This window comes from Adlercreutzia sp. ZJ242, from assembly GCF_011038995.1.
Classification (GTDB): Bacteria; Actinomycetota; Coriobacteriia; order Coriobacteriales; family Eggerthellaceae; genus CAAEEV01.
This window is the reverse complement of sequence record NZ_JAAKEE010000049.1, coordinates 1-18,423: the sequence shown is the minus strand read 5'-3', so window position 1 is coordinate 18,423 and position 18,423 is coordinate 1. Positions and strand designations below refer to the sequence as shown.

The following is an 18,423-nucleotide window of genomic DNA, read 5'->3' as shown; positions in this document are numbered from 1 at the left end:
GGGCCGGACGCGAGGCCCCGCGCGCTGCGGGCCGCGGGGCCGCGGGCCGGGCTCGGACCCGCCGGACCTGCCGCAGGTTCGCCGCGTCCGGCGCGCGCGTTCTGCTACAATGGGGGAAGCTGGAATCGTTTTTCAAGCGAGGAGGTTCCAAGGTGCCCATGCTCACCTGTCCGTCGTGCGGAGCTCATGATCTTGACCTGCGCGCATACGACTCCCTGATGGTGCTGCGCCCTGACCTCGCCCTCTTCTCGCTCCACTGCAACCACTGCGCGACGAAGGTATCGACGCTTCAGCCCATCCCGCCCGACCTGCGCGAGGAAGTGCGCTTCGCCGCCGTCGAGGTGGGCGCGGGCATGGGCTTGGAATAGGAGCTCTCCGTGCTCAACGACATCTATCAGGTGCTCGACCCCGTCGCGTTCTCGCTGGGGCCCCTCTCCGTGCGCTGGTACGGCATCGCGTACGTGCTCGGGTTCGCCTGCGCGGCCCTCATCATCTACCGCGTGGCGCGCCGCTGGAAGGTGAGCGTCGACCTCGACGCGCTGCTCACCGTGCTCGTGTGCGTGATCATCGGCGTGATCGTCGGCGGGCGCGCGGGCTACGTGCTCTTCTACGGCGACGGCTACTACCTCGCCCACCCGCTCGAGGTGTTCGCGACGAACCACGGCGGCATGAGCTTCCACGGCGGGCTCATCGGGGCGCTGCTCTCGGGGATCGTGGCGGCGCATCTCACGCGCATCCCGTACCTCACGCTGGCCGACCTCGGCTGCATCGCGGCGCCGGTGGGCCTGTTCTTCGGGCGCTGCGCGAACTTCGTGAACGGCGAGCTGTGGGGCGCGCCGACCGACGCGGCGTGGGGCGTGGTGTTCGGCGGCGCAGCCGGCACGATGCCGCGGCACCCCTCGCAGCTCTACGAGGCGCTGCTCGAGGGCGTCGTCATCTTCCTCGTGCTCTACGCTCTCTCGCGCCGCATGCCGCCGCGCCCGCGCGGGACGTTCCTCGGCGTGTTCCTGATCATGTACGGGGCGTTTCGCTTCGCCATCGAGTTCGTGCGCGAGCCCGACGTCCAGCTCGGGTATCTGTGGGGCGGCTGGCTCACCATGGGGCAGCTGCTGTCGCTCCCCCTCGTGGCGGTGGGCGTGGGCGTGCTCGTTTATGCCGTTCGCATGAAGAAGCCGCAAGAGGGCCTTCCTAAAATGTTAGAAAAAGAGTAACATTTAAGCATTGACAGACGAGACGAAGGAGAACCATCATGCAGGTCAAATTCTTCAGGTGTGAGCACTGCGGGAACATCGCGGTCAAGGTCGTCGACGCGGGCGTGCCGCTGGTATGCTGCGGCGAGAAGATGGTCGAGCTCGTGGCGGGCGCGGTTGACGCGGCGCTTGAGAAGCACGTGCCTGCCGTCACCGTTGACGGCGCGAACGTCCACGTGCAGGTGGGCAGCGTCGAGCACCCCATGACCGAGGAGCACTCCATCCAGCTCATCTGCCTCGTGACGGAGAAGGGCTGCCAGGTCCGCCCGCTCACCCCGGCTGACGCCCCCGTCGCTGACTTCGCGGTCGCCGCGGGCGACGCCCCCGTGGCCGTCTACGAGTTCTGCAACCTCCACGGCCTCTGGGTGAATGAGCTGTAGCAACGCTTCTTTTCCCCCTTGCATTTCTCTCCTCGTTTGGTAATATGGACAGGCTTGTCCTGCCTTGGTCGGAAACCAAGGCGTTGACCTTGGTCGGAAACCAAGGGAGAGAACCCACAAGGAGTGAACCCATGAAGCAAGGAATCCATCCGAAGTACGTCGAGTGCGTCGTGAAGTGCAGCTGCGGCAACACCTTCACCACGCGTTCCACCAAGCCTGAGCTGAAGATCGACATCTGCAACGCGTGCCACCCGTTCTACACCGGCACCCAGAAGCTCATCGACACCGGTGGACGCGTCCAGCGCTTCGCTGACCGCTTCGGCTCCGCCAAGAACCTCGTCGCCGAGCGCGAGGCCGCCAAGAAGGCCGCCCGTGCCGCCGAGATCGCCGAGCGCGAGGCCGCCAAGAAGGCCGAGCGCGAGGCCAAGGCCGCCAAGAAGGCCGAGCGCGCCGCCGCCTTCGCCGCCAAGGCTGCCAAGGCCGCCGAGGAGGCCGCCAAGGCCGAGGCTGCCGCGGCCGCCGCTGAGCCGGCTGCCGAAGAGGCTGCCGAGCCTGCCGCCGAGGAGGCCGCTGAGGCGTAGAGCCCCGCGTAGAGCGCATCGAGAGGACCCGCCCCGCACGTCGAGGCGGGTCCTCGTGCGTTTGGCCGCCTTGCGCATGAGGCGGGCCCCGTGCACCTGGCTGCCAACGCATGAGGCGGGTCTCGTGCACCTGGCTGCCTCGCGCGCCCGGCCGCCCCGCACGAAGGGGCGGGCCCTCGCGCGTCCGGCCCTCCCTCCCGCGTAACCGCCTCGTAACATAGCCCGCTATAATGTGACCTTAAGCTGAGAAGAGAAGGGGAGCGCCGTGGTAACCAATCCCGATCAAGATTTCGTCCTCAAGACGGTCAAGGGCCGTGACGTCCACTTCGTGCGCCTCTGGTTCACCGACGTGCTCGGCACCATGAAGTCGTTCGCCGTGGTCCCCGGCGAGCTCGAGGACGCCTTCGCCGACGGCATGGGCTTCGACGGCAGCTGCATCGAGGGCTTCTCGAAGACCCAGGAGTCGGACATGCTGGCCTTCCCCGACGCCTCGACGTTCCAGGTGCTGCCGTGGCGCCCCGAGTCGAACGCCGTGGCGCGCATGTTCTGCAGCATCAAGACGCCCGACGGCCGGCCCTTCGAGGGCGACCCGCGCCACGTGCTCAAGCGCATGGTGCAGAAGGCCACCGAGGCGGGCTACGTCTTCAACGTCGGCCCTGAGCTGGAGTTCTTCTACTTCAAGGACCCGAGCGGCACCGAGGTGCTCGACCGCGGCAGCTACTTCGACCTCACCTCGCTCGACTCCGCGAGCGACCTGCGCCGCGACACGGTGCTCACGCTCGAGAAGATGGGCATCCCCGTGGAGTACTCGCACCACGAGATGGGCCCCTCGCAGCACGAGATCGACCTGCGCTACGCCGACGCGCTCTCCATGGCCGACGCGGTGATGACCTACAAGCTGGTGGTGAAGGAGATCGCGCTCAAGCACGGCGTGTACGCGTCGTTCATGCCCAAGCCGCTCGCCGACGCGCCGGGCAACGGCATGCACGTGCACCAGAGCCTGTTCGACCTCGACGGCCGCAACGCGTTCTTCGACGAGAGCGACCCGTGGGGCTACAACCTCTCGAAGGCGGCGAAGCACTACATCGCGGGCCTGCTGAAGTACGCGCCTGAATTCTGCCTGGTCACGAACCAGTTCGTGAACTCCTACAAGCGCCTTGCGGCCGGAGGGGAGGCGCCCACCTACCTGTCGTGGGCCCAGCGCAACCGCTCCACCCTCGTGCGCGTGCCGGGGTACCGCCCCAACCGCGAGGACGCCTGCCGCGTGGAGCTGCGCAGCCCCGACCCGGCGGCGAACCCCTACCTCGCCTTCGCCGTCATGCTGGCGGCGGGCCTCAAGGGCATCGAGGACGAGCTCGAGCTGGTGCAGCCCACCGAGGACCACAACCTGTTCGTCCACTCCCAGCAGGGCCTGCGCTCAGACGGCGTGGGCGTCCTGCCCGAGACGCTCGGCGAGGCGGTCGAGCTGTTCGAGAAAAGCGAGCTCATGCGCGAGACGCTCGGCGAGCACATCCACAGCTACCTCGTGGCGGCCAAGCGCGCCGAGTGGCGGGAGTACGAGAGCGTCGTGACCCCCTGGGAGCTCGACCGGTTCCTGGAGGTGCTGTGATGGCGCAGCGCAAGACCGTCATATTCATCGCGGACAGCCTCGACAACGCGCACAAGTTCCAGCAGGTGCTCTCCGGGTTCGACGTGGACGTGGCGGCGGGCTCGTCTCTGCAGTTCAAGAAGCTGCTCTCGACGCACCCGAACCACGACCTGGTGATCTACGAGGCGCGCGGCGACGCGCTCGGCAGCGTGGCGCAGGCCGAGGCCCTGCTGGTGGAGGACGGCTCGGCCCCGATGCTCGTCATCGTGAACGAGGAGCAGCTCGCCGAGTTCCGCCTGCCCGTGCAGGTGAAGGCCGACTTCGTGGTGCACGGCGCCTCCGCCGAGGAGTGCGCGGCGCGCATCCGCCAGCTTCTGTGGCCGGGCAACGAGAGCTCCACGTCCGACTTCATCACGGTGGACAACATGACCATCAACCTGGCGACCTACCAGGTGAAGGTGGCCGGCGAGCCGCTCGACCTCACGTACCTGGAGTACGCGCTGCTGGCTTTCCTGGTGACGCACCCCGGGCGCACGTACTCGCGCGACGCGCTTCTGCGCCGCGTGTGGGGCTTCGACTACTATGGCGGCAGCCGCACCGTCGACGTGCACGTGCGCCGCGTGCGCGCGAAGCTCGGCCCCGAGCTGGCCCAGCGTCTGGAAACCGTGCGAGGAGTGGGCTACCTCTGGAGCGCCTAGCGAAGCGTGGGGTATACTCTTCCCGAAACACGCCCCCACCTCTCACGAAGGGATCCTCCATGTCGAAGAAGGTGGCCGTCATCGACGGCAACTCGCTCATGCACCGCGCCTACCACGCCATCCAGACGCCCATGTCGGCCCCTGACGGCACTCCCACCAACGCGGTGTTCGGCTTTCTGTCCATGTTCCTCAAGTTCGTCGAGCTGGCCGCGCCCGACGCGGTCGTCTGCGCGTTCGACGCGGGCAAGCCGAAGTTCCGCATCGAGGAGCTCAGAGCTTACAAGGCGCAGCGCCCGCCCATGGACGACGAGCTGCGCGTGCAGTTCCCCGTGATGGAGGAGCTGCTCGCCAGCATGGGCGTGCCGGTGGTGAAGGTGCCCGGCTGGGAGGGCGACGACATCTTAGGCACCATCGCCGCGCGCGATGAGGAGCTCGGCTTCGAGACGCTGCTCGTCACGGGCGACAAGGACGCCTACCAGCTGGCGAGCGAGCTCACGCGCATCGTCACCACCAAGAAGGGCATCACCGACGTGGCCATCTACGGGCCCGAGCAGGTGGCGGAGCGCTACGGCGTCACGCCCGGGCAGTTCCCCGACTACCTGGGGCTCATGGGCGACTCGTCCGACAACATCCCCGGCGTGCCGGGCATCGGCCCCAAGACGGCCGCGAAGCTCCTGCAGCGCTTCGGCAGCATGCAGGGCATCTACGACAACCTCGGCGAGCTCAAGGGCAAGCAGCTCGAGAACCTGCGCGACAACCAGGACGCGGCGTTTCTGAGCCGGAGGATCGCCACCATCGTCACCGACCTCGACTTCGAGCTCGACCTCGAGGGCGTGAGCTTCCCGAGCTTCGAGGCGGGGGACGTGGAGGCGGCCTTCGGCAAGTACGCGCTCTCAAGCCCGCTCACGCGCGTGCTGGCGCTCGTGGGCGCCGAGGCCGCGCGCACGTTCGCGCCGCTTGCCTTCGAGCCGGTGCTCGAGGGCGCCAAGGCGCGCGAGCTGGTGGAGGGCGCCCTGCGCGCCGGCGAGCTCATCGGCGTGGCCTTCGAGGAGCCCGAGCAGGTGTCGCTGTTCGCGGAGGGCGCCACGGCGGCGTTCTCCACGAGCGCGGGCTCGGCGGTGTTCGAAGGCGATGAGGCGGTAGACGTGCTCGCGCGCGTCGTGCGGGAGGGGAGGCTCGCCGCGCTCGACCTCAAGGGCGTCCTGCGGCGCGCGTACCCGGCCGACACCGCCGTCTCGGCGTGCATCACCGACGCGGAGCTCATGGGCGCGGACGCCTTCGACGTGGGGCTCGCGGCCTACGCGCTCAACTCGTCCACGTCGGCCTACACCTGCGAGGCCCTCATGGAGACGTACGCGGGCGGCGCGCTGCCCGAGGCGAAGACCGACGCTGAGCGCGCCGCGCTGCACGCCGCCGCCGTGCGCGCGCTCGCGCCGCTGCTCGACGAGGCGCTCGAGAAGGATGGCAGCGCGCGCGTGTACCGCGAGATCGACCTGCCGCTCGTGGGCGTGCTCGCGTCGATGGAGCGCACGGGCGCGGCGCTCGACGTGGAGGCGCTCGCGCGCCTCGGCGCGAGCACGCAGGTCGAGCTCGACGCCATCTCGGCGCAGGTGCTCGAGATGGCGGGCGAGACGTTCAACCTCGACTCGCCCAAGCAGCTCGCGCACATCCTGTTCGAGGTGATCGGCCTTACGCCCCTCAAGAAGAACCAGCGCGGCTACTCCACCGACGCGAGCGTGCTCAAGGAGCTGGCGAAGGTGCATCCCCTGCCTGACCTGGTGCTGCGCTACCGCGAGCTCGCCAAGATCAAGTCGACCTACATCGACGCGCTGCCGCGCATGCGCGCCGCCGACGGGCGCGTGCACACGCAGTTCAACGAGACGGTCACCGCCACGGGGCGTCTGTCCTCGTCCGATCCGAACCTGCAGAACATCCCCGTGCGCACCGAGTTCGGCCGCCAGATCCGCGCGGCGTTCGTGCCCCTGCGCCCCGGCGACGTGTTCCTGTCGGCCGACTACTCGCAGATCGAGCTGAGGCTGCTCGCGCACCTGTCGGGTGACGAGCACCTGGTGGCGGCGTTCAACTCGGGCGCCGACTTCCACGCGCAGACGGCCGCGCGCGTGTTCGGGCTGCCGGTCGACCAGGTGACGCCGGAGCTGCGCAGCCGCGCGAAGGCCGTGAACTTCGGCATCGTGTACGGCCAGCAGGCCTACGGGCTCTCGCAGAGCCTCGACATCCCCTTCGGCGAGGCCAAGGAGATGATCGACCGCTACTTCGAGGCGTACCCCGGCGTGCGCGCCTACCTCGACGCCACGGTGGCCGCGGCGAAGGAGACCGGGTACGCGGAGAGCATGTTCGGGCGCAAGCGCCACATCGCCGAGCTGCGGGCGCGCAACGCCCAGCAGCGCAGCTTCGGCGAGCGCACGGCCATGAACCACCCCATGCAGGGCAGCGCCGCCGACATCATCAAGCTGGCCATGGCGGAGTGCCTGCGCCGGATGCGCGCGGAGGGGCTCGAGGCGCAGCTCATGATCCAGGTGCACGACGAGCTCGACTTCTCCGTGCCCGCCGGCGAGGTGGAGCGCCTGGCCGCCCTGGTGCGCGAGGTGATGGAGGGCGTCGTCGAGCTCGCGGTCCCCTTGAGCGTCGACGTGTCCTGGGGCGCGACCTGGGCCGAGGCGCACTAGCGCACGGATGGCGGGCGGTTGCGGGCTCTCGGGCGGTTGCGCACAGCGAGCTTGCCCGCGCGCCGCGCGCGCAGGCGGGCGAAAAACCCGCAAGTTCTCAGCGCGGCGCGGATGATTATCTGGTATCATCTTCAAGGTTGCGCCAAAAAGGCGCAGCTTCGGAATAAGTGCGATGATACGCGGGGATCGTGCATACGGACAGCCGCCTCGGGCCCATGGGGCCCAAAGGAGCTCGGTTGACTTGCTACGGTCACGCTGCTAAGCTATCGCCTTGCGTTTATTTCAAATGAGGAGTAGAAGACATGTACGCAATCGTAAAGACTGGCGGCAAGCAGTACAAGGTTGCCCCGGGTGACAAGATCAACATCGAGAAGCTCGATGCCGAGGTCGGCGCCACCGTCGAGCTTCAGGCCATCTGCATCGTCGACGGCGACAAGGTCGAGGCCGATCCCGCGAAGGCCGCCGAGACGAAGGTCACCGCCACCGTGGTCGAGCAGTTCAAGGGCGAGAAGCAGCTCGTCTTCAAGTTCAAGAAGCGCAAGAACTACAAGAAGCTGCGCGGCCATCGCCAGCAGCTCACGCGCGTCCAGATCACGTCCGTCGGTACCGCTACCGCCGAGTAACGTAAGGGAGGGAATTACTCATGGCACACAAAAAAGGCTTAGGCTCCACTCGTAACGGCCGCGACTCCCACGCGAAGCGTCTCGGCGTCAAGAAGTTCGCAGGCGAGACCATCAAGACGGGCCAGATCATCGTCCGCCAGCATGGCACGCACTTCCATCCGGGCGAGAATGTCGGCCGCGGCAGCGACGACACCCTGTTCGCCCTGTGCGACGGCAAGGTCGACTTCACCCGCGGCGTCAAGCGCCGCGTGCACGTGCGCCCCGAGGCGTAAAAGCTTCCTGCAGCCGCTCAATAGTTGCTTCTTGGTGCCCTCTGCTCGTCAGGGGGCACTTTTGTTGGTAAAGTAGGCCGAAACCGTCCCATGCGGACGCTTGACGCAGAGGTCGAAAGGTTATCCTCCATGTTCATAGACAAGGTGCGCATCAACGTGCGCGGCGGGAACGGCGGCGCGGGCTGCATGTCGTTCCGCCGCGAGGCCCACGTGCCCAAGGGCGGGCCTGACGGCGGCGACGGCGGGCACGGCGGCAACGTCGTCGTGCAGGCCGACGCGAGCGTGTCCTCGCTCATCGAGTACCGCTTCAAGCACCACTTCAAGGCCGAGCGCGGCACGCATGGCCGCGGCAGCCGCATGCACGGCGCCCAAGGCGCCGACCTGGTGCTGAAGGTGCCGGTGGGCACGGTGGTGCGCGAGTACTTCGAGGAGGAGAAGGAGACCGGCGAGCTCATCGCCGACCTCACGCACGACGGCGAGCGGGTCACGGTGGCGCGCGGCGGCGTCGGCGGCCGCGGCAACATCCACTTCGTCACCTCCACCCGCCGCGCGCCCGCCTTCGCCGAGCTCGGCGAGCCGGCGCAGGAGGGCTGGATCGAGCTCGAGATGAAGCTCATGGCCGACGCGGCGCTCGTGGGCATGCCGAGCGCGGGCAAGTCCTCGCTCATCGCCAAGATGAGCGCGGCGCGCCCGAAGATCGCCGACTACCCGTTCACCACGCTCGTGCCGAACCTCGGCGTGGCCACGAGCGGGGACTTGAGCTTCGTGGTGGCCGACGTGCCCGGCCTCATCGAGGGCGCGCACGAGGGCCGCGGGCTCGGACACGAGTTTCTGCGCCACATCGAGCGCACGGCGCTCATTGTGCACGTGGTGGACCTCACGGGCGACTACGAGGGGCGCGACCCGCTCGAGGACTACGAGGTCATCAACCGCGAGCTGGCGCTCTACGCCGAGGAGCTGGGGCGCCGCCCGCGCATCGTGGTGGCCAACAAGATCGACGTGCCGGGCACCGACGAGGTGTGCGCCCAGCTCGCCGAGCGCGTGCGCGCCGACTCCGTCGCCGCGGCCGGCGGCAACGAGTTCGCGCCGAGCCCCATCGACCCGAAGCTCTACCGCATCAGCGCGCTCACGGGCAAGGGCGTCGAGTCGCTCAAGGCCGCCATCGCCACCAAGGTGCACGAGCTGCGCGAGGCCGCGCGCGAACGCGCCGCCGCCGAGGTCCAGTACGACCACATCTGGGAGCACAAGCGCGAGGCCCGCGAGGCGCGCTTCTTCGTCACGCAGGAGGGCCCGGGCGTCTTCCGCGTGACGGGCACGCGCGTCGAGCGCATGGTGGTGCAGACCGACTGGGAGAACGAGGAGGCCGTCACCTTCCTGCAGCACCGCTTCAAGCGCCTCGGCGTGGACGACGCGCTGCGCAAGGCGGGCGCGCTCGACGGTGACGAGATCCGCATCGTGGGGCGCTCGTTCGAGTACGAGTCGCCCGAGGGCGCGGTCGACGTGTACCAGGAGCTTGACCTATGACGTGCGAAGCTGAGAGCATGGCCTCCCCGCGGCGCCTCGTCATCAAGATCGGCTCCTCGACCCTCACCACCTCGGAGAGCTCCATCGACTACGCCTACCTCGACGCGCTCGCCGACCAGATCGCGCGCGTGCGCGCGGCGGGCTGGCAGCCGGTCATCGTGACCTCGGCGGCCATCGCGTGCGGCTTGGAGGCGCTCGGCATCGCGAAGCGCCCCTCCGACATGCCGAGCCTGCAGGCGGCGGCCTCGGTGGGCCAGAGCGCGCTCTCGGCGGCGTACGCGCGCGCCTTCGCCGCGCACGGCATCATCACCTCGGTGGTGCTGCTCACGCGCCGCGACACGGCCGACCGCACGGCCTACCTGCACGCGCGCGACACGCTCTCGCGCCTGCTCGAGCTCGGCGTGGTGCCGGTGGTGAACGAGAACGACACGGTGTCGGTCGAGCAGATCCGCTTCGGCGACAACGACACGCTCGCGGCGCTCGTCGCCTGCCTCATCGACGCCGACCTCATGGTGATCCTGTCCGACATCGACGGCCTGTACGACGCGAACCCCGCGAAGGTGGCGGGCGCGCGCCTCATCGAGAAGGTGGAGCGCATCGACCGCCGCATCATGGGCGTGGCGGGCGACGCGGGCTCGGTGGTGGGCTCGGGCGGCATGGTCACGAAGATCAAGGCCGCGCGCGTGCTCATGGTGGCGGGCATCCCCATGGTGATCGCGCACGGGCGCCGGCCCGACGCCGTGGTGGACGCGGCGGCGGGGCGCTCGGTGGGCACGCTCTTCGTGGCGAACGAGCGGCCGCACGAGATCACGCCGAAGAAGCTCTGGCTCGCGCTCGGCGACGCGGCGCGCGGCGCGGTGATCGTGGACGAGGGCGCGCACCGCGCGCTCGTCGAGCGCGGCAGCTCGCTTCTGTGCGTGGGCGTCACGCGCGTCGACGGGCGCTTCGACGCCGAGGACATCATCGACATCAAGGACGAGACGGGGCACATCGTGGCGCGCGGCAAGGTGGCGTTCGCGAGCGACGAGGTGGAGCTGGCCTGCGGGCGCACCCGCGAGGCGCTTCTGGGCAACCGGCTTCTGGCGCCGCTCGCGGAGCGCCCGCTGGTGCACCGCGACGAGCTCGTGGTTTTCGAATAAAAAAGCAGAGTTGATGTACCGCTAATGGGGCATCAAGCTAGGGATGTTTGGTTTATAATGAGAACATTCATTCGTTTATGAGCAGAAAGGGGCGGACATGGCATATGGATCTGCTCTAAGCGCGTGCGAAGATCCGTCATGTGCGCGGAAGAGCCGCGGCGCTTTTTTTACCCCCGCTTCACTGGCTGACTTCATTTCTCGTTGGGCGGTTCGCCACGCGCGCGACAGGGTTTTAGAACCTGCTTGCGGCGAGGCGGCATTTCTCGTCTCTGCGGGGAATAGGTTTACTGCTCTTGGCCTTGAGGGCAGCTGCCTTCAAGATCATCTCTTTGGCTTAGAGGTGCATGAGAGGAGCGCATGCGAGGCGAGAAAGAAGCTCGCGTTTTATGGGCTCTCGTGCACCGTAGAAGTAACTGATTTTCTTAAGGCGGAGTTCAAGGAGCCCTTTGACGCCGTTGTCGGCAATCCTCCTTACGTGCGGTTTCAGGTTGCGTCAAAGGATGTGCGAGAGAGCATGAGCTTGATATCCGAGCGGAGCGGAGTGGCGATAAGCTCCCTCTCGTCCACCTGGGCGCCTTTTGTCGTCCAGGCGGCTATGTCCCTCAAAGAGGGGGGGCGTTTGGGCTTTGTTCTTCCGGGTGAACTCCTTTCCGTGAATTATGCGGCTCCAGTGCGTGCCTTTCTGCTGGACTCATTCTCCTCGCTTCAGCTCATCACTTTTGGAGAGCGCGTTTTCCCCGAGGTTCAAGAGGAGGTGGTCATTCTTCTTGCCGATGGGTATAGAAAAGGCTCATCTGATTGTATACAGTGGCGTCAGTGCGAAACTCTCGACGATCTAGAAATCGGTTCCTTTATTGATTTTTCGCCTGTTGCTCGGGATGATCGCTGGTCTGGCCTGTTTGCCTCGGGAAGCGCCTTGCGCTCGCTTGACGGTCTGATTGACCGAGGGCTGTTTGTTCCTCTCGAAAGCTGGGGCAAGGTTGCCCTTGGTTCCGTAACTGGCAACAACTCCTATTTCGCTCTCTCTGATGCGGAGTTCTCCGCGTGGGGTTTGGGTGATGATGACGGCATCGCCCTGTGTCCTCCGGGCACGCGACATCTGCGCTGCCTTGATTTCACCGAGGATCATTATGATTCGCTACGGAAGAACGGAGCGCGAGTGAAGCTCTTCTGTCCCTCTGGCGAATCGCTGTCTGAGGCGGCACGTTCCTATATCGCTTATGGAGAAGGGCGCGGGGTAAATGAGGCATATAAGTGCAAGGTAAGGTCTCCTTGGTGGCGCGTGCCGCTGGGATCTCCTCCCGATGCATTCATTACTTATATGAATGCGTATGGTCCCAACTTATGTGCGAACTCTGCGCGCGTTGCTGCCTTGAATTCGTGTCATGGATTTACGTTTAGCCACGAGCTTCGCGAAGTGGGGCAAGAGCTTTTGCCTTTAGCTTGCTTGAATTCTGCCACGTTTTTTGGCGCGGAAATTATGGGGCGAGCCTATGGTGGCGGATTGCTTAAGGTTGAGCCACGCGAAGCGGCGCGTCTTCCTGTCCCGTCGGTTTCTCTGGTACTGAAAAGGCGAACGGAGCTTCGCGCCATAAGGCACTATGTCGAAAAGGCACTTGCTGAACGCGATTTTGATGCAGCGGTTAATCTAGTTGATGCGGTTCTCGTTTCAGCTTCTCACGATGGGGATGGAGGGGAGTTTTCCCAAATGTCCTCGAGCGCGACGCTGATGCGCTTGCGCCGCAAGAAGAGGGGGCGCTCGCATGCCAAGAGTTGACGCGTATTCCAAATTCGAGAGGACGATCGAATCTTTCTGGGACGGTCGAGGGCTTTGCAACGCCTCTCGTCGGTACTGGGATGAGCAAAAGCGGCCAAAGGTGGAGATTTCCTTGTTGGAGGAATTGCTTTCTCGCTCTATGGCTGATGGGGATACGTCACGGTCGGGAAGTCTGGCTCGGGCACTTGATATGTGGATTGCCGAAGAGCTTCGTGCGGCGGGATTTGACGAAAATGCTGTTTGGCCGCGACTTCATGCTCCTCGTGTTTTGGATCCCTCTGTTTTTCGGTTTATCAATGCGATGAGCCCATCCGTTGCGGAGCTCTGTTGTAGGGATTTGCCGCGATTCGCAGGTGCGAATGCGAATGTACTGGGTGCTGCGTATTGCAAGCAGGTTGACGTAGGACTCTCTTCATGGATGACAGGGCCTGAGATCTTGATCTCTACCAAGACAATGAGCTCATCTTTCGGCAAGAATCTAGCAAATCGGTTCGAGGAGGCCTACGGTGATGCGAAGAATCTCAAGGGACGACATCCCCTGTGCACCCTGGGTTTCTTTTTCTTGGTCAATGCTTCAATAGCTGAGGAGAAGAATACGTTTGCCAAGGCGGTTTCGATGCTTGAGAAGCTGCAAGCTGAAAGCGATGCTTATGATGTGACGTGCCTGCTGCTTGTTGACATGGATGACAGCAAGGTAACCGTCTCGAGAGAGAATGACAAAGTACCTGATATGCTGTCGGTAGAGAACTTCTTCAAGAAGATCATCGAGCTCACTCTTTTGAGGGCTTCGCCAGAGTCTCATGAGCGAGCAAAAGCGAAAGTCGTGGGTAGCTAGAGAGTGTTTTGCTGCCGGGAGGAAGTGGTGACGAGGTGAACATCGAGAACGAGGTGCGGGAGCTGGCCTTGCGCGCCCGCGCGGCGAGCAGCGAGGTGGGCGCGGCGAGCGCGGAGGTGCGAAACGCCGCGCTTTCAGCCATGGCAGCCGCCCTGCGCGCGCACGCGGGCGAGATCGTCGAGGCCAACGAAGCCGACATGGCCGCGGCACGCGGCAAGGGCACGAGCGAGGCGATCCTCGACCGGCTCATGCTCGATGAGGGGCGCGTGGAGGCCATGGCCGCGGCGCTCGAGGACCTCATGCGCCTGCCCGACCCGCTTGGGCGCGTGCAGATGGAGAGCACGCTGTACAACGGCATGAGCCTCACGCGCGTGAGCGTGCCGCTCGGCGTGGTCGCCATGGTGTACGAGGCGCGCCCGAACGTGACGGCCGACGCCGCGGGCATCTGCGTGAAGTCGGGCAACGCCTGCGTGCTGCGCGGCGGCAGCCTGGCGGCACGTTCCAACGAGGTGGTGGCGCGCGTGCTGTCGGAGGCGGCCGCGAGCGCGGGCCTGCCGGCCGACTCCGTCTGCGCCATCACCACCACCGACCGCGCGGCCACCGACGCGCTCATGCAGCTGCACGGCGTCGTCGACGTGCTCATCCCGCGCGGCGGCGCGGGGCTCATCCGCCACTGCGTGGAGTGCTCGCGCGTGCCGGTCATCGAGACGGGCACGGGCAACTGCCACGTGTACGTGCATGCCTCGGCTGACCTGGCGATGGCGCGCGACATCGTGCTCAACGCGAAGTGCCGCCGCTTCGGCGTGTGCAACGCCGCGGAGACGCTGCTCGTGGACGAGCAGGTCGCGCGCGCGTTTCTGCCCGACGCGCTCGCCGCGCTCGCGGCGCGCGGGGTCCTCGTGCACGGCGACGAGCTGGCCTGCGCGTGCGCGGCGGACGCGGGCGCGGACGTGCGCTGCGTGGCCGCGACCGAGGACGACTGGGCGACCGAGTACCTCGCGCCCGAGATCGCCGTCAAGTGCGTGAGCGGCGTCGACGAGGCCATCGCGCACGTGAACCGCTACGGCACGAAGCACTCCGAGGCCATCGTGGCCGCCGACGAGGACGCCGTCGAGCGCTTCCTGGCGCGCGTGGACGCGGCGGCGGTGTACGCGAACGCGTCGACGGCGTTCACCGACGGCGGGCAGTTCGGCCTCGGCGCCGAGATCGGCATCTCTACGCAGAAGCTGCACGCGCGCGGGCCGTTCGCGCTCGATGCGCTCACCTCGTACAAGTACGTCCTGCGCGGGAACGGGCAGGTGCGCGCGTCGTGAGCGCCTCCCACGACGACACGGGCTTCGCGCGCTCGTCGGCGCGCCCGGCGCGGGCGGACGGGCCGACGGTGTGCGAGCGCTTCGACGACCTGGGGGCTGACGGCGCGCCTGCGCGCCTCGGCATCATGGGCGGCACGTTCGACCCCATCCACATCGGGCATCTGGCCTGCGCCGAGCAGGCGCGCGAGGCGTACGGCCTCGACGCGGTGGTGTTCATCCCCACGGGCAATCCCGCCTTCAAGCGCGACCGTGACGTCACGCCGGGGCGGATGCGCCTCGAAATGTGCCGCCTCGCCGCGCTGCCCAACCCGCACTTCGACGTGAGCGACATGGAGATCGCCCGCGGCGGCGTGACCTACACGGTGGACACCGTGCGGGCCCTGCGCGCGCACTACCCTGCGAACGTCGAGCTCTTCTTCATCACGGGCGCCGACTCCATCCTGTCGATCGCGCGTTGGCGCGAGAGCGCGGAGATCGCCTCGCTCGTGCGCTTCATCGCGGTCACGCGCCCCGGCTACGTGGTGACCGACGCGTTCAAGGAGGAGCTTGCCAGCTTGGGCGACTACGACGTGAGCTACGTCGAGGTGACGGCGCTGTCCGTGTCGTCGAGCGACCTGCGCGCGCGGGTGCACGCGGGCTACTCGCTGCGCTACCTCACGCCGCTCTCGGTGTGCGACTACGTGCATCGGCACGAGCTGTACCGCGGCGAAGGCGCGGCGCCCTACGCGACGAAGGCGGCGCGCGCGAACGTGGGCGGCCCCTGCGGGGAGGGGACGGCTGGCAAAGCCGATGAAGGAAGAGAGAAGGGAGCGCAAGCGATGGCGGTTGATCCGCTGAGCGGGAAGTTCTATCGCGCGCGTCACGCCGAGCTGCGCGACCGCGTGAGCGCCAAGCGCCTCGAGCACATCGAGGGCGTGGCTGAGACGGCCGAGCGCCTCGCGCGGGCCTACGGCGTCGACGAGCGGAAGGCGCGCCTCGCGGGGCTCCTGCACGACTGGGACAAGGGCTACGACGACGAGGGCATGCTCGCGCGCGTGCGCGAGCTGGGGATGGACGTTTCCCCGGAGTACCTGGCCATCCCGCGCGTGCTGCACGGCATGACGGCCGCGGTGGCGCTCGCGCGCGCGTTCCCCGCAATACCCGCCGACGTCATACAGGCCGTCGACCGCCACACGCTCGGCGCCCTCGACATGGAGCCGCTCGACATGGTAGTCTACATCGCCGACGCGCTCGAGCCTGGCCGCACGTTCGGGCCGGTTGACGAGCTGCGCGCGCAGGTGGGGAAGGCGAGCCTGGAGGACCTCTTCTTCATGACGTACCGCCACTGGCTCGTGCTCATGCTCGATCGGGGCAGCGCGCTCGCCCCCGACACGATAGCTATCTGGAACGCATACGCTGCGCGCTACAAGGACGCGCACCCGCGTAAGAAGAAAGGAAGGAAATGACCGACAAGATTGCCGAGCAGGCTGCTTTTTCGCGCCGATGCGCCATCATCGCCGCGCGCGCGGCCGACGAGAAGAAGGCCACCGACATCATGGTGCAGGAGGTGCGCGAGCTCATCGGCGTCACCGACTACTTCGTGATCGTCACCGCCGCCAACTCGCGCCAGGTCGAGGCCATCATCGACGAGATCGAGGACAAGCTGCGCGAGGAGGCCCAGGTCAAGCCGAGCCACCGCGAGGTGTCCGGCGACGGCTCGTGGTCGCTTCTGGACTACGGCGACATCGTGGTGCACGTGTTCATGCCCGAGACGCGCGAGTACTACCGCCTCGAGGCGCTGTGGAACGACGCGCCGGTGGTCGACCTGGCCGCCGAGGCGGGCCTCACTGACATCCAATACTCCGAGCGCATCGCCAAGATGCTCGGCAAGTAGGGGAAAGCCTCTCCCCATCACCTATCCCAACCCGTCTTTCGGGACAGTTCTCTCGCTGTGCCCGAAGACGGGTTCGCCTGCTCAGCACACCTGTCGCGGACGCTGCGTCCGACGGGCGCACATGCGTCCTCCTTGCCTGGCCAGGGGGCTTTGCCTAACATGGCGGGTTGCTTCCAGCTGATGCGCTCCTCGGCAGACGAGGAGCGCATCCGTGCCCACGTTCGTCGAGGCCTGCTGCTGCAGGGGCCGTCGCCCCGAAGGCGTCATCGCGCGCCGCCACTTCCCCCGCTCCGACCTGATCGCCCGCCTTCTGCGCGACCGTCACGTGGCGCGCTTCGTGGTGGCGCCCGCGGGCTTCGGCAAGTCCGCCCTCGCCTTCGAGTACGCCGACGTGGTGTGCTCGTTCCAGCACGTGTTCTGGGTCAACGGCCGCTCCCCGTGCTTTCTGCGCGACCTCGACGCCGACGTGCTCTTCAGCTCCGTGTGCAGGCTCGACCCCCAGGCGGCGCTCGTGGTGTGCGAGGACGTGCCGCGCCTCGACGACGACCGCACGCTTGCGTTCGCGCGCCTCGTCGACGCGCTGCTCGACCGCAAGGTCGAGGTGATCGTGACCTGCGTGCCCTCCGCCGACTCGTTCGCGCCGCTCCTGCGCGACCGCATGCTGCTGCGCGGCGCCGACCTGCTGCTGAGCGACGAGGAGCTGTCATGCGAGGTGGCGAGCGGCCGCATGGGCGAGGAGCTGCGCCGGGCGTGCGCGCCGGGCGACCGCGTGGCGTGCGTGCGGTGGGGCGAAGGGGGAGCGCGCGTGCTCATGGAGGGCGTGCGGCGCGAGGAGCTCCCCGGCGACGTGCGCCTCGGCATGCTCGTGCTGCTCGCGCTCGGGGAGGGGAGCGTGGAGGACCTGGCCTCGTTCCTGCCGCGCGAGCGCGCGTGCGAGATCGCGCGCTTGCTCGAGGACGGCTACGCGTTTCTGGGGATCGACGGGAGGGCGGGGACGTACCGCGCCTTGGGCTTGGAGGCGGGCGAGCTCTGCGCCGCCTTCGCGCACCGCATGGACGACATGGCGGCGGCCTCGGCGTGCACTGCCCGCGACGAGCTCGCCGAGCGCCTCGCCGAGGAGCTCTTCGCCCGCGGGCGGCTCGTGCGGGCCTGCCAGGTCATGGCGGCGCTCGCGGCGAAGGCCGCGGCCGCGGCGTGGGCGTGCGCGCGCGGCTGGGAGCTGCTCGAGCACGGCGAGGCGCGCGCCTTCTGCGCGATGCACGAGGACGTGGCGCGCGGGGCGACGGGCCTGCACGACGCGCTCTCGAGCCTGCGCGGCTGGGCGTGCCTCATGCTCGACGACGTCCCCGAGGCGCTCGCCTTCGCGCGGCGCGTGACTCGCTCGTCCGCCGCCTCGCCGCTCGACCGCGTGCGCGCGAACGTGCTGCTCGCGCGGGAGGGCGCGCCCGAGGTGCGCGAGCGCGCGGTGCTGGCGCTCGAGGGCCTCATGGCGCCGGCGTCCCGCGCCCCGCTCGACGAGGAGGCGGCCTGCGCCGCCGACGCCACGATGGCGTGGCCCGTGCTCGCCCGCCTCGCCGCCGCCCCTGCGGCGGGCGATCGCCTTCTGGCATGGGAGCGCGCCGCGGCGGACGGTGCCGCAGGCTCTCCCGCATGCCCGCGCGGCCTGCGAAACGCGCTCCTGCTCGGCGCGGCGTGGCTGCTCGACGAGCTGTCCTGCGAGGACGGCGCCGACGGGCTCTCCGGCCGGCTTTCCGGCCTGCGCGCCTCGGACGGGCGCCTCGCCGCCGACGCGCTCGCCTCCTTCGTCGGCGCCGCGCTCGCGCCCGCCTGCGCCCACGGCGCGCCGAGCTGGTACGCGCTCGCCGCCAGCGAAGCGCTCGAGC

The 18,423-nt window shown here is 67.6% G+C and carries 16 protein-coding genes and 1 pseudogene; all 17 read left to right on the top strand.

Annotated elements, in window-relative coordinates; translation table 11 throughout:
• The first annotated feature begins 158 nt into the window (after positions 1-158).
• The gene (locus G7Y49_RS09885) at positions 159-368 is read left to right on the top strand and encodes a UDP-N-acetylmuramoylalanyl-D-glutamate--2,6-diaminopimelate ligase (protein WP_165056470.1); all 210 of its coding nucleotides are present in this window, start codon (positions 159-161) and stop codon (positions 366-368) included.
• A gap of 9 nt (positions 369-377) precedes the next feature.
• Positions 378-1,211: a prolipoprotein diacylglyceryl transferase gene (gene lgt / locus G7Y49_RS09880; protein ID WP_165173357.1), complete on the top strand. Its 834-nt coding sequence runs from the start codon at positions 378-380 to the stop codon at positions 1,209-1,211.
• A 38-nt stretch (positions 1,212-1,249) separates the two neighbouring features.
• Positions 1,250-1,630, top strand: a complete 381-nt coding sequence (locus G7Y49_RS09875; protein WP_165173355.1) for a desulfoferrodoxin family protein — start codon at positions 1,250-1,252, stop codon at positions 1,628-1,630.
• A 131-nt stretch (positions 1,631-1,761) separates the two neighbouring features.
• On the top strand, positions 1,762-2,211 hold the full coding sequence (rpmE, locus tag G7Y49_RS09870) for a 50S ribosomal protein L31 (RefSeq protein ID WP_165173353.1): 450 nt from the start codon (positions 1,762-1,764) through the stop codon (positions 2,209-2,211).
• A gap of 265 nt (positions 2,212-2,476) precedes the next feature.
• Positions 2,477-3,820, top strand: coding sequence for a glutamine synthetase family protein (locus G7Y49_RS09865; RefSeq protein WP_165173351.1), 1,344 nt, complete (start codon positions 2,477-2,479; stop codon positions 3,818-3,820).
• The gene (locus G7Y49_RS09860) at positions 3,820-4,497 is read left to right on the top strand and encodes a response regulator transcription factor (protein ID WP_165173349.1); all 678 of its coding nucleotides are present in this window, start codon (positions 3,820-3,822) and stop codon (positions 4,495-4,497) included. Before G7Y49_RS09865 ends, G7Y49_RS09860 begins: the two co-directional genes overlap by 1 nt.
• Before the next feature lie 59 nt (positions 4,498-4,556).
• Entirely contained in the window at positions 4,557-7,184 is a 2,628-nt protein-coding gene (polA, locus tag G7Y49_RS09855; protein WP_165173347.1) for a DNA polymerase I, read from the top strand.
• A gap of 302 nt (positions 7,185-7,486) precedes the next feature.
• Complete coding sequence (gene rplU, locus G7Y49_RS09850; protein ID WP_165173345.1) at positions 7,487-7,807, top strand: 50S ribosomal protein L21; 321 nt, start codon at positions 7,487-7,489, stop codon at positions 7,805-7,807.
• Positions 7,808-7,827: 20 nt separating this feature from the next.
• On the top strand, positions 7,828-8,079 hold the full coding sequence (gene rpmA / locus G7Y49_RS09845) for a 50S ribosomal protein L27 (RefSeq protein WP_165056464.1): 252 nt from the start codon (positions 7,828-7,830) through the stop codon (positions 8,077-8,079).
• A 129-nt stretch (positions 8,080-8,208) separates the two neighbouring features.
• Positions 8,209-9,603 (top strand): GTPase ObgE, encoded by a 1,395-nt coding sequence (obgE, locus tag G7Y49_RS09840; protein WP_165173343.1) that lies wholly within the window; start codon positions 8,209-8,211, stop codon positions 9,601-9,603.
• Positions 9,600-10,742: a glutamate 5-kinase gene (gene proB / locus G7Y49_RS09835; protein ID WP_206214629.1), complete on the top strand. Its 1,143-nt coding sequence runs from the start codon at positions 9,600-9,602 to the stop codon at positions 10,740-10,742. The genes obgE and proB overlap by 4 nt, the downstream gene beginning before the upstream one ends.
• A 97-nt stretch (positions 10,743-10,839) precedes the next feature.
• On the top strand, positions 10,840-12,519 hold the full coding sequence (locus G7Y49_RS09830) for a class I SAM-dependent DNA methyltransferase (RefSeq protein WP_165173341.1): 1,680 nt from the start codon (positions 10,840-10,842) through the stop codon (positions 12,517-12,519).
• Positions 12,506-13,354 (top strand): hypothetical protein, encoded by an 849-nt coding sequence (locus G7Y49_RS09825; protein WP_165173339.1) that lies wholly within the window; start codon positions 12,506-12,508, stop codon positions 13,352-13,354. Before G7Y49_RS09830 ends, G7Y49_RS09825 begins: the two co-directional genes overlap by 14 nt.
• Positions 13,355-13,389: 35 nt before the next feature.
• On the top strand, positions 13,390-14,667 hold the full coding sequence (locus G7Y49_RS09820) for a glutamate-5-semialdehyde dehydrogenase (protein WP_165173337.1): 1,278 nt from the start codon (positions 13,390-13,392) through the stop codon (positions 14,665-14,667).
• On the top strand, positions 14,664-16,112 hold the full coding sequence (gene nadD, locus G7Y49_RS12310; protein ID WP_241157376.1) for a nicotinate-nucleotide adenylyltransferase: 1,449 nt from the start codon (positions 14,664-14,666) through the stop codon (positions 16,110-16,112). Before G7Y49_RS09820 ends, nadD begins: the two co-directional genes overlap by 4 nt.
• On the top strand, positions 16,109-16,540 hold the full coding sequence (gene rsfS, locus G7Y49_RS09805; RefSeq protein ID WP_165173335.1) for a ribosome silencing factor: 432 nt from the start codon (positions 16,109-16,111) through the stop codon (positions 16,538-16,540). The genes nadD and rsfS overlap by 4 nt, the downstream gene beginning before the upstream one ends.
• A gap of 211 nt (positions 16,541-16,751) precedes the next feature.
• A pseudogene (locus G7Y49_RS09800) lies at positions 16,752-18,423 on the top strand (hypothetical protein); the annotation flags it as partial.

What these genes read in the sequence shown, in the direction of transcription:
- rpmA (WP_165056464.1), top strand. Translation starts at nt 7,828, where the DNA reads ATGGCACACAAAAAAGGCTTAGGCTCCACTCGTAACGGCCGCGACTCC.
- G7Y49_RS09885 (WP_165056470.1), top strand. Translation starts at nt 159, where the DNA reads ATGCTCACCTGTCCGTCGTGCGGAGCTCATGATCTTGACCTGCGCGCA.
- G7Y49_RS09830 (WP_165173341.1), top strand. Translation starts at nt 10,840, where the DNA reads ATGGCATATGGATCTGCTCTAAGCGCGTGCGAAGATCCGTCATGTGCG.
- rplU (WP_165173345.1), top strand. Translation starts at nt 7,487, where the DNA reads ATGTACGCAATCGTAAAGACTGGCGGCAAGCAGTACAAGGTTGCCCCG.
- obgE (WP_165173343.1), top strand. Translation starts at nt 8,209, where the DNA reads ATGTTCATAGACAAGGTGCGCATCAACGTGCGCGGCGGGAACGGCGGC.
- G7Y49_RS09875 (WP_165173355.1), top strand. Translation starts at nt 1,250, where the DNA reads ATGCAGGTCAAATTCTTCAGGTGTGAGCACTGCGGGAACATCGCGGTC.
- polA (WP_165173347.1), top strand. Translation starts at nt 4,557, where the DNA reads ATGTCGAAGAAGGTGGCCGTCATCGACGGCAACTCGCTCATGCACCGC.
- proB (WP_206214629.1), top strand. Translation starts at nt 9,600, where the DNA reads ATGACGTGCGAAGCTGAGAGCATGGCCTCCCCGCGGCGCCTCGTCATC.
- rpmE (WP_165173353.1), top strand. Translation starts at nt 1,762, where the DNA reads ATGAAGCAAGGAATCCATCCGAAGTACGTCGAGTGCGTCGTGAAGTGC.
- rsfS (WP_165173335.1), top strand. Translation starts at nt 16,109, where the DNA reads ATGACCGACAAGATTGCCGAGCAGGCTGCTTTTTCGCGCCGATGCGCC.
- G7Y49_RS09825 (WP_165173339.1), top strand. Translation starts at nt 12,506, where the DNA reads ATGCCAAGAGTTGACGCGTATTCCAAATTCGAGAGGACGATCGAATCT.
- G7Y49_RS09860 (WP_165173349.1), top strand. Translation starts at nt 3,820, where the DNA reads ATGGCGCAGCGCAAGACCGTCATATTCATCGCGGACAGCCTCGACAAC.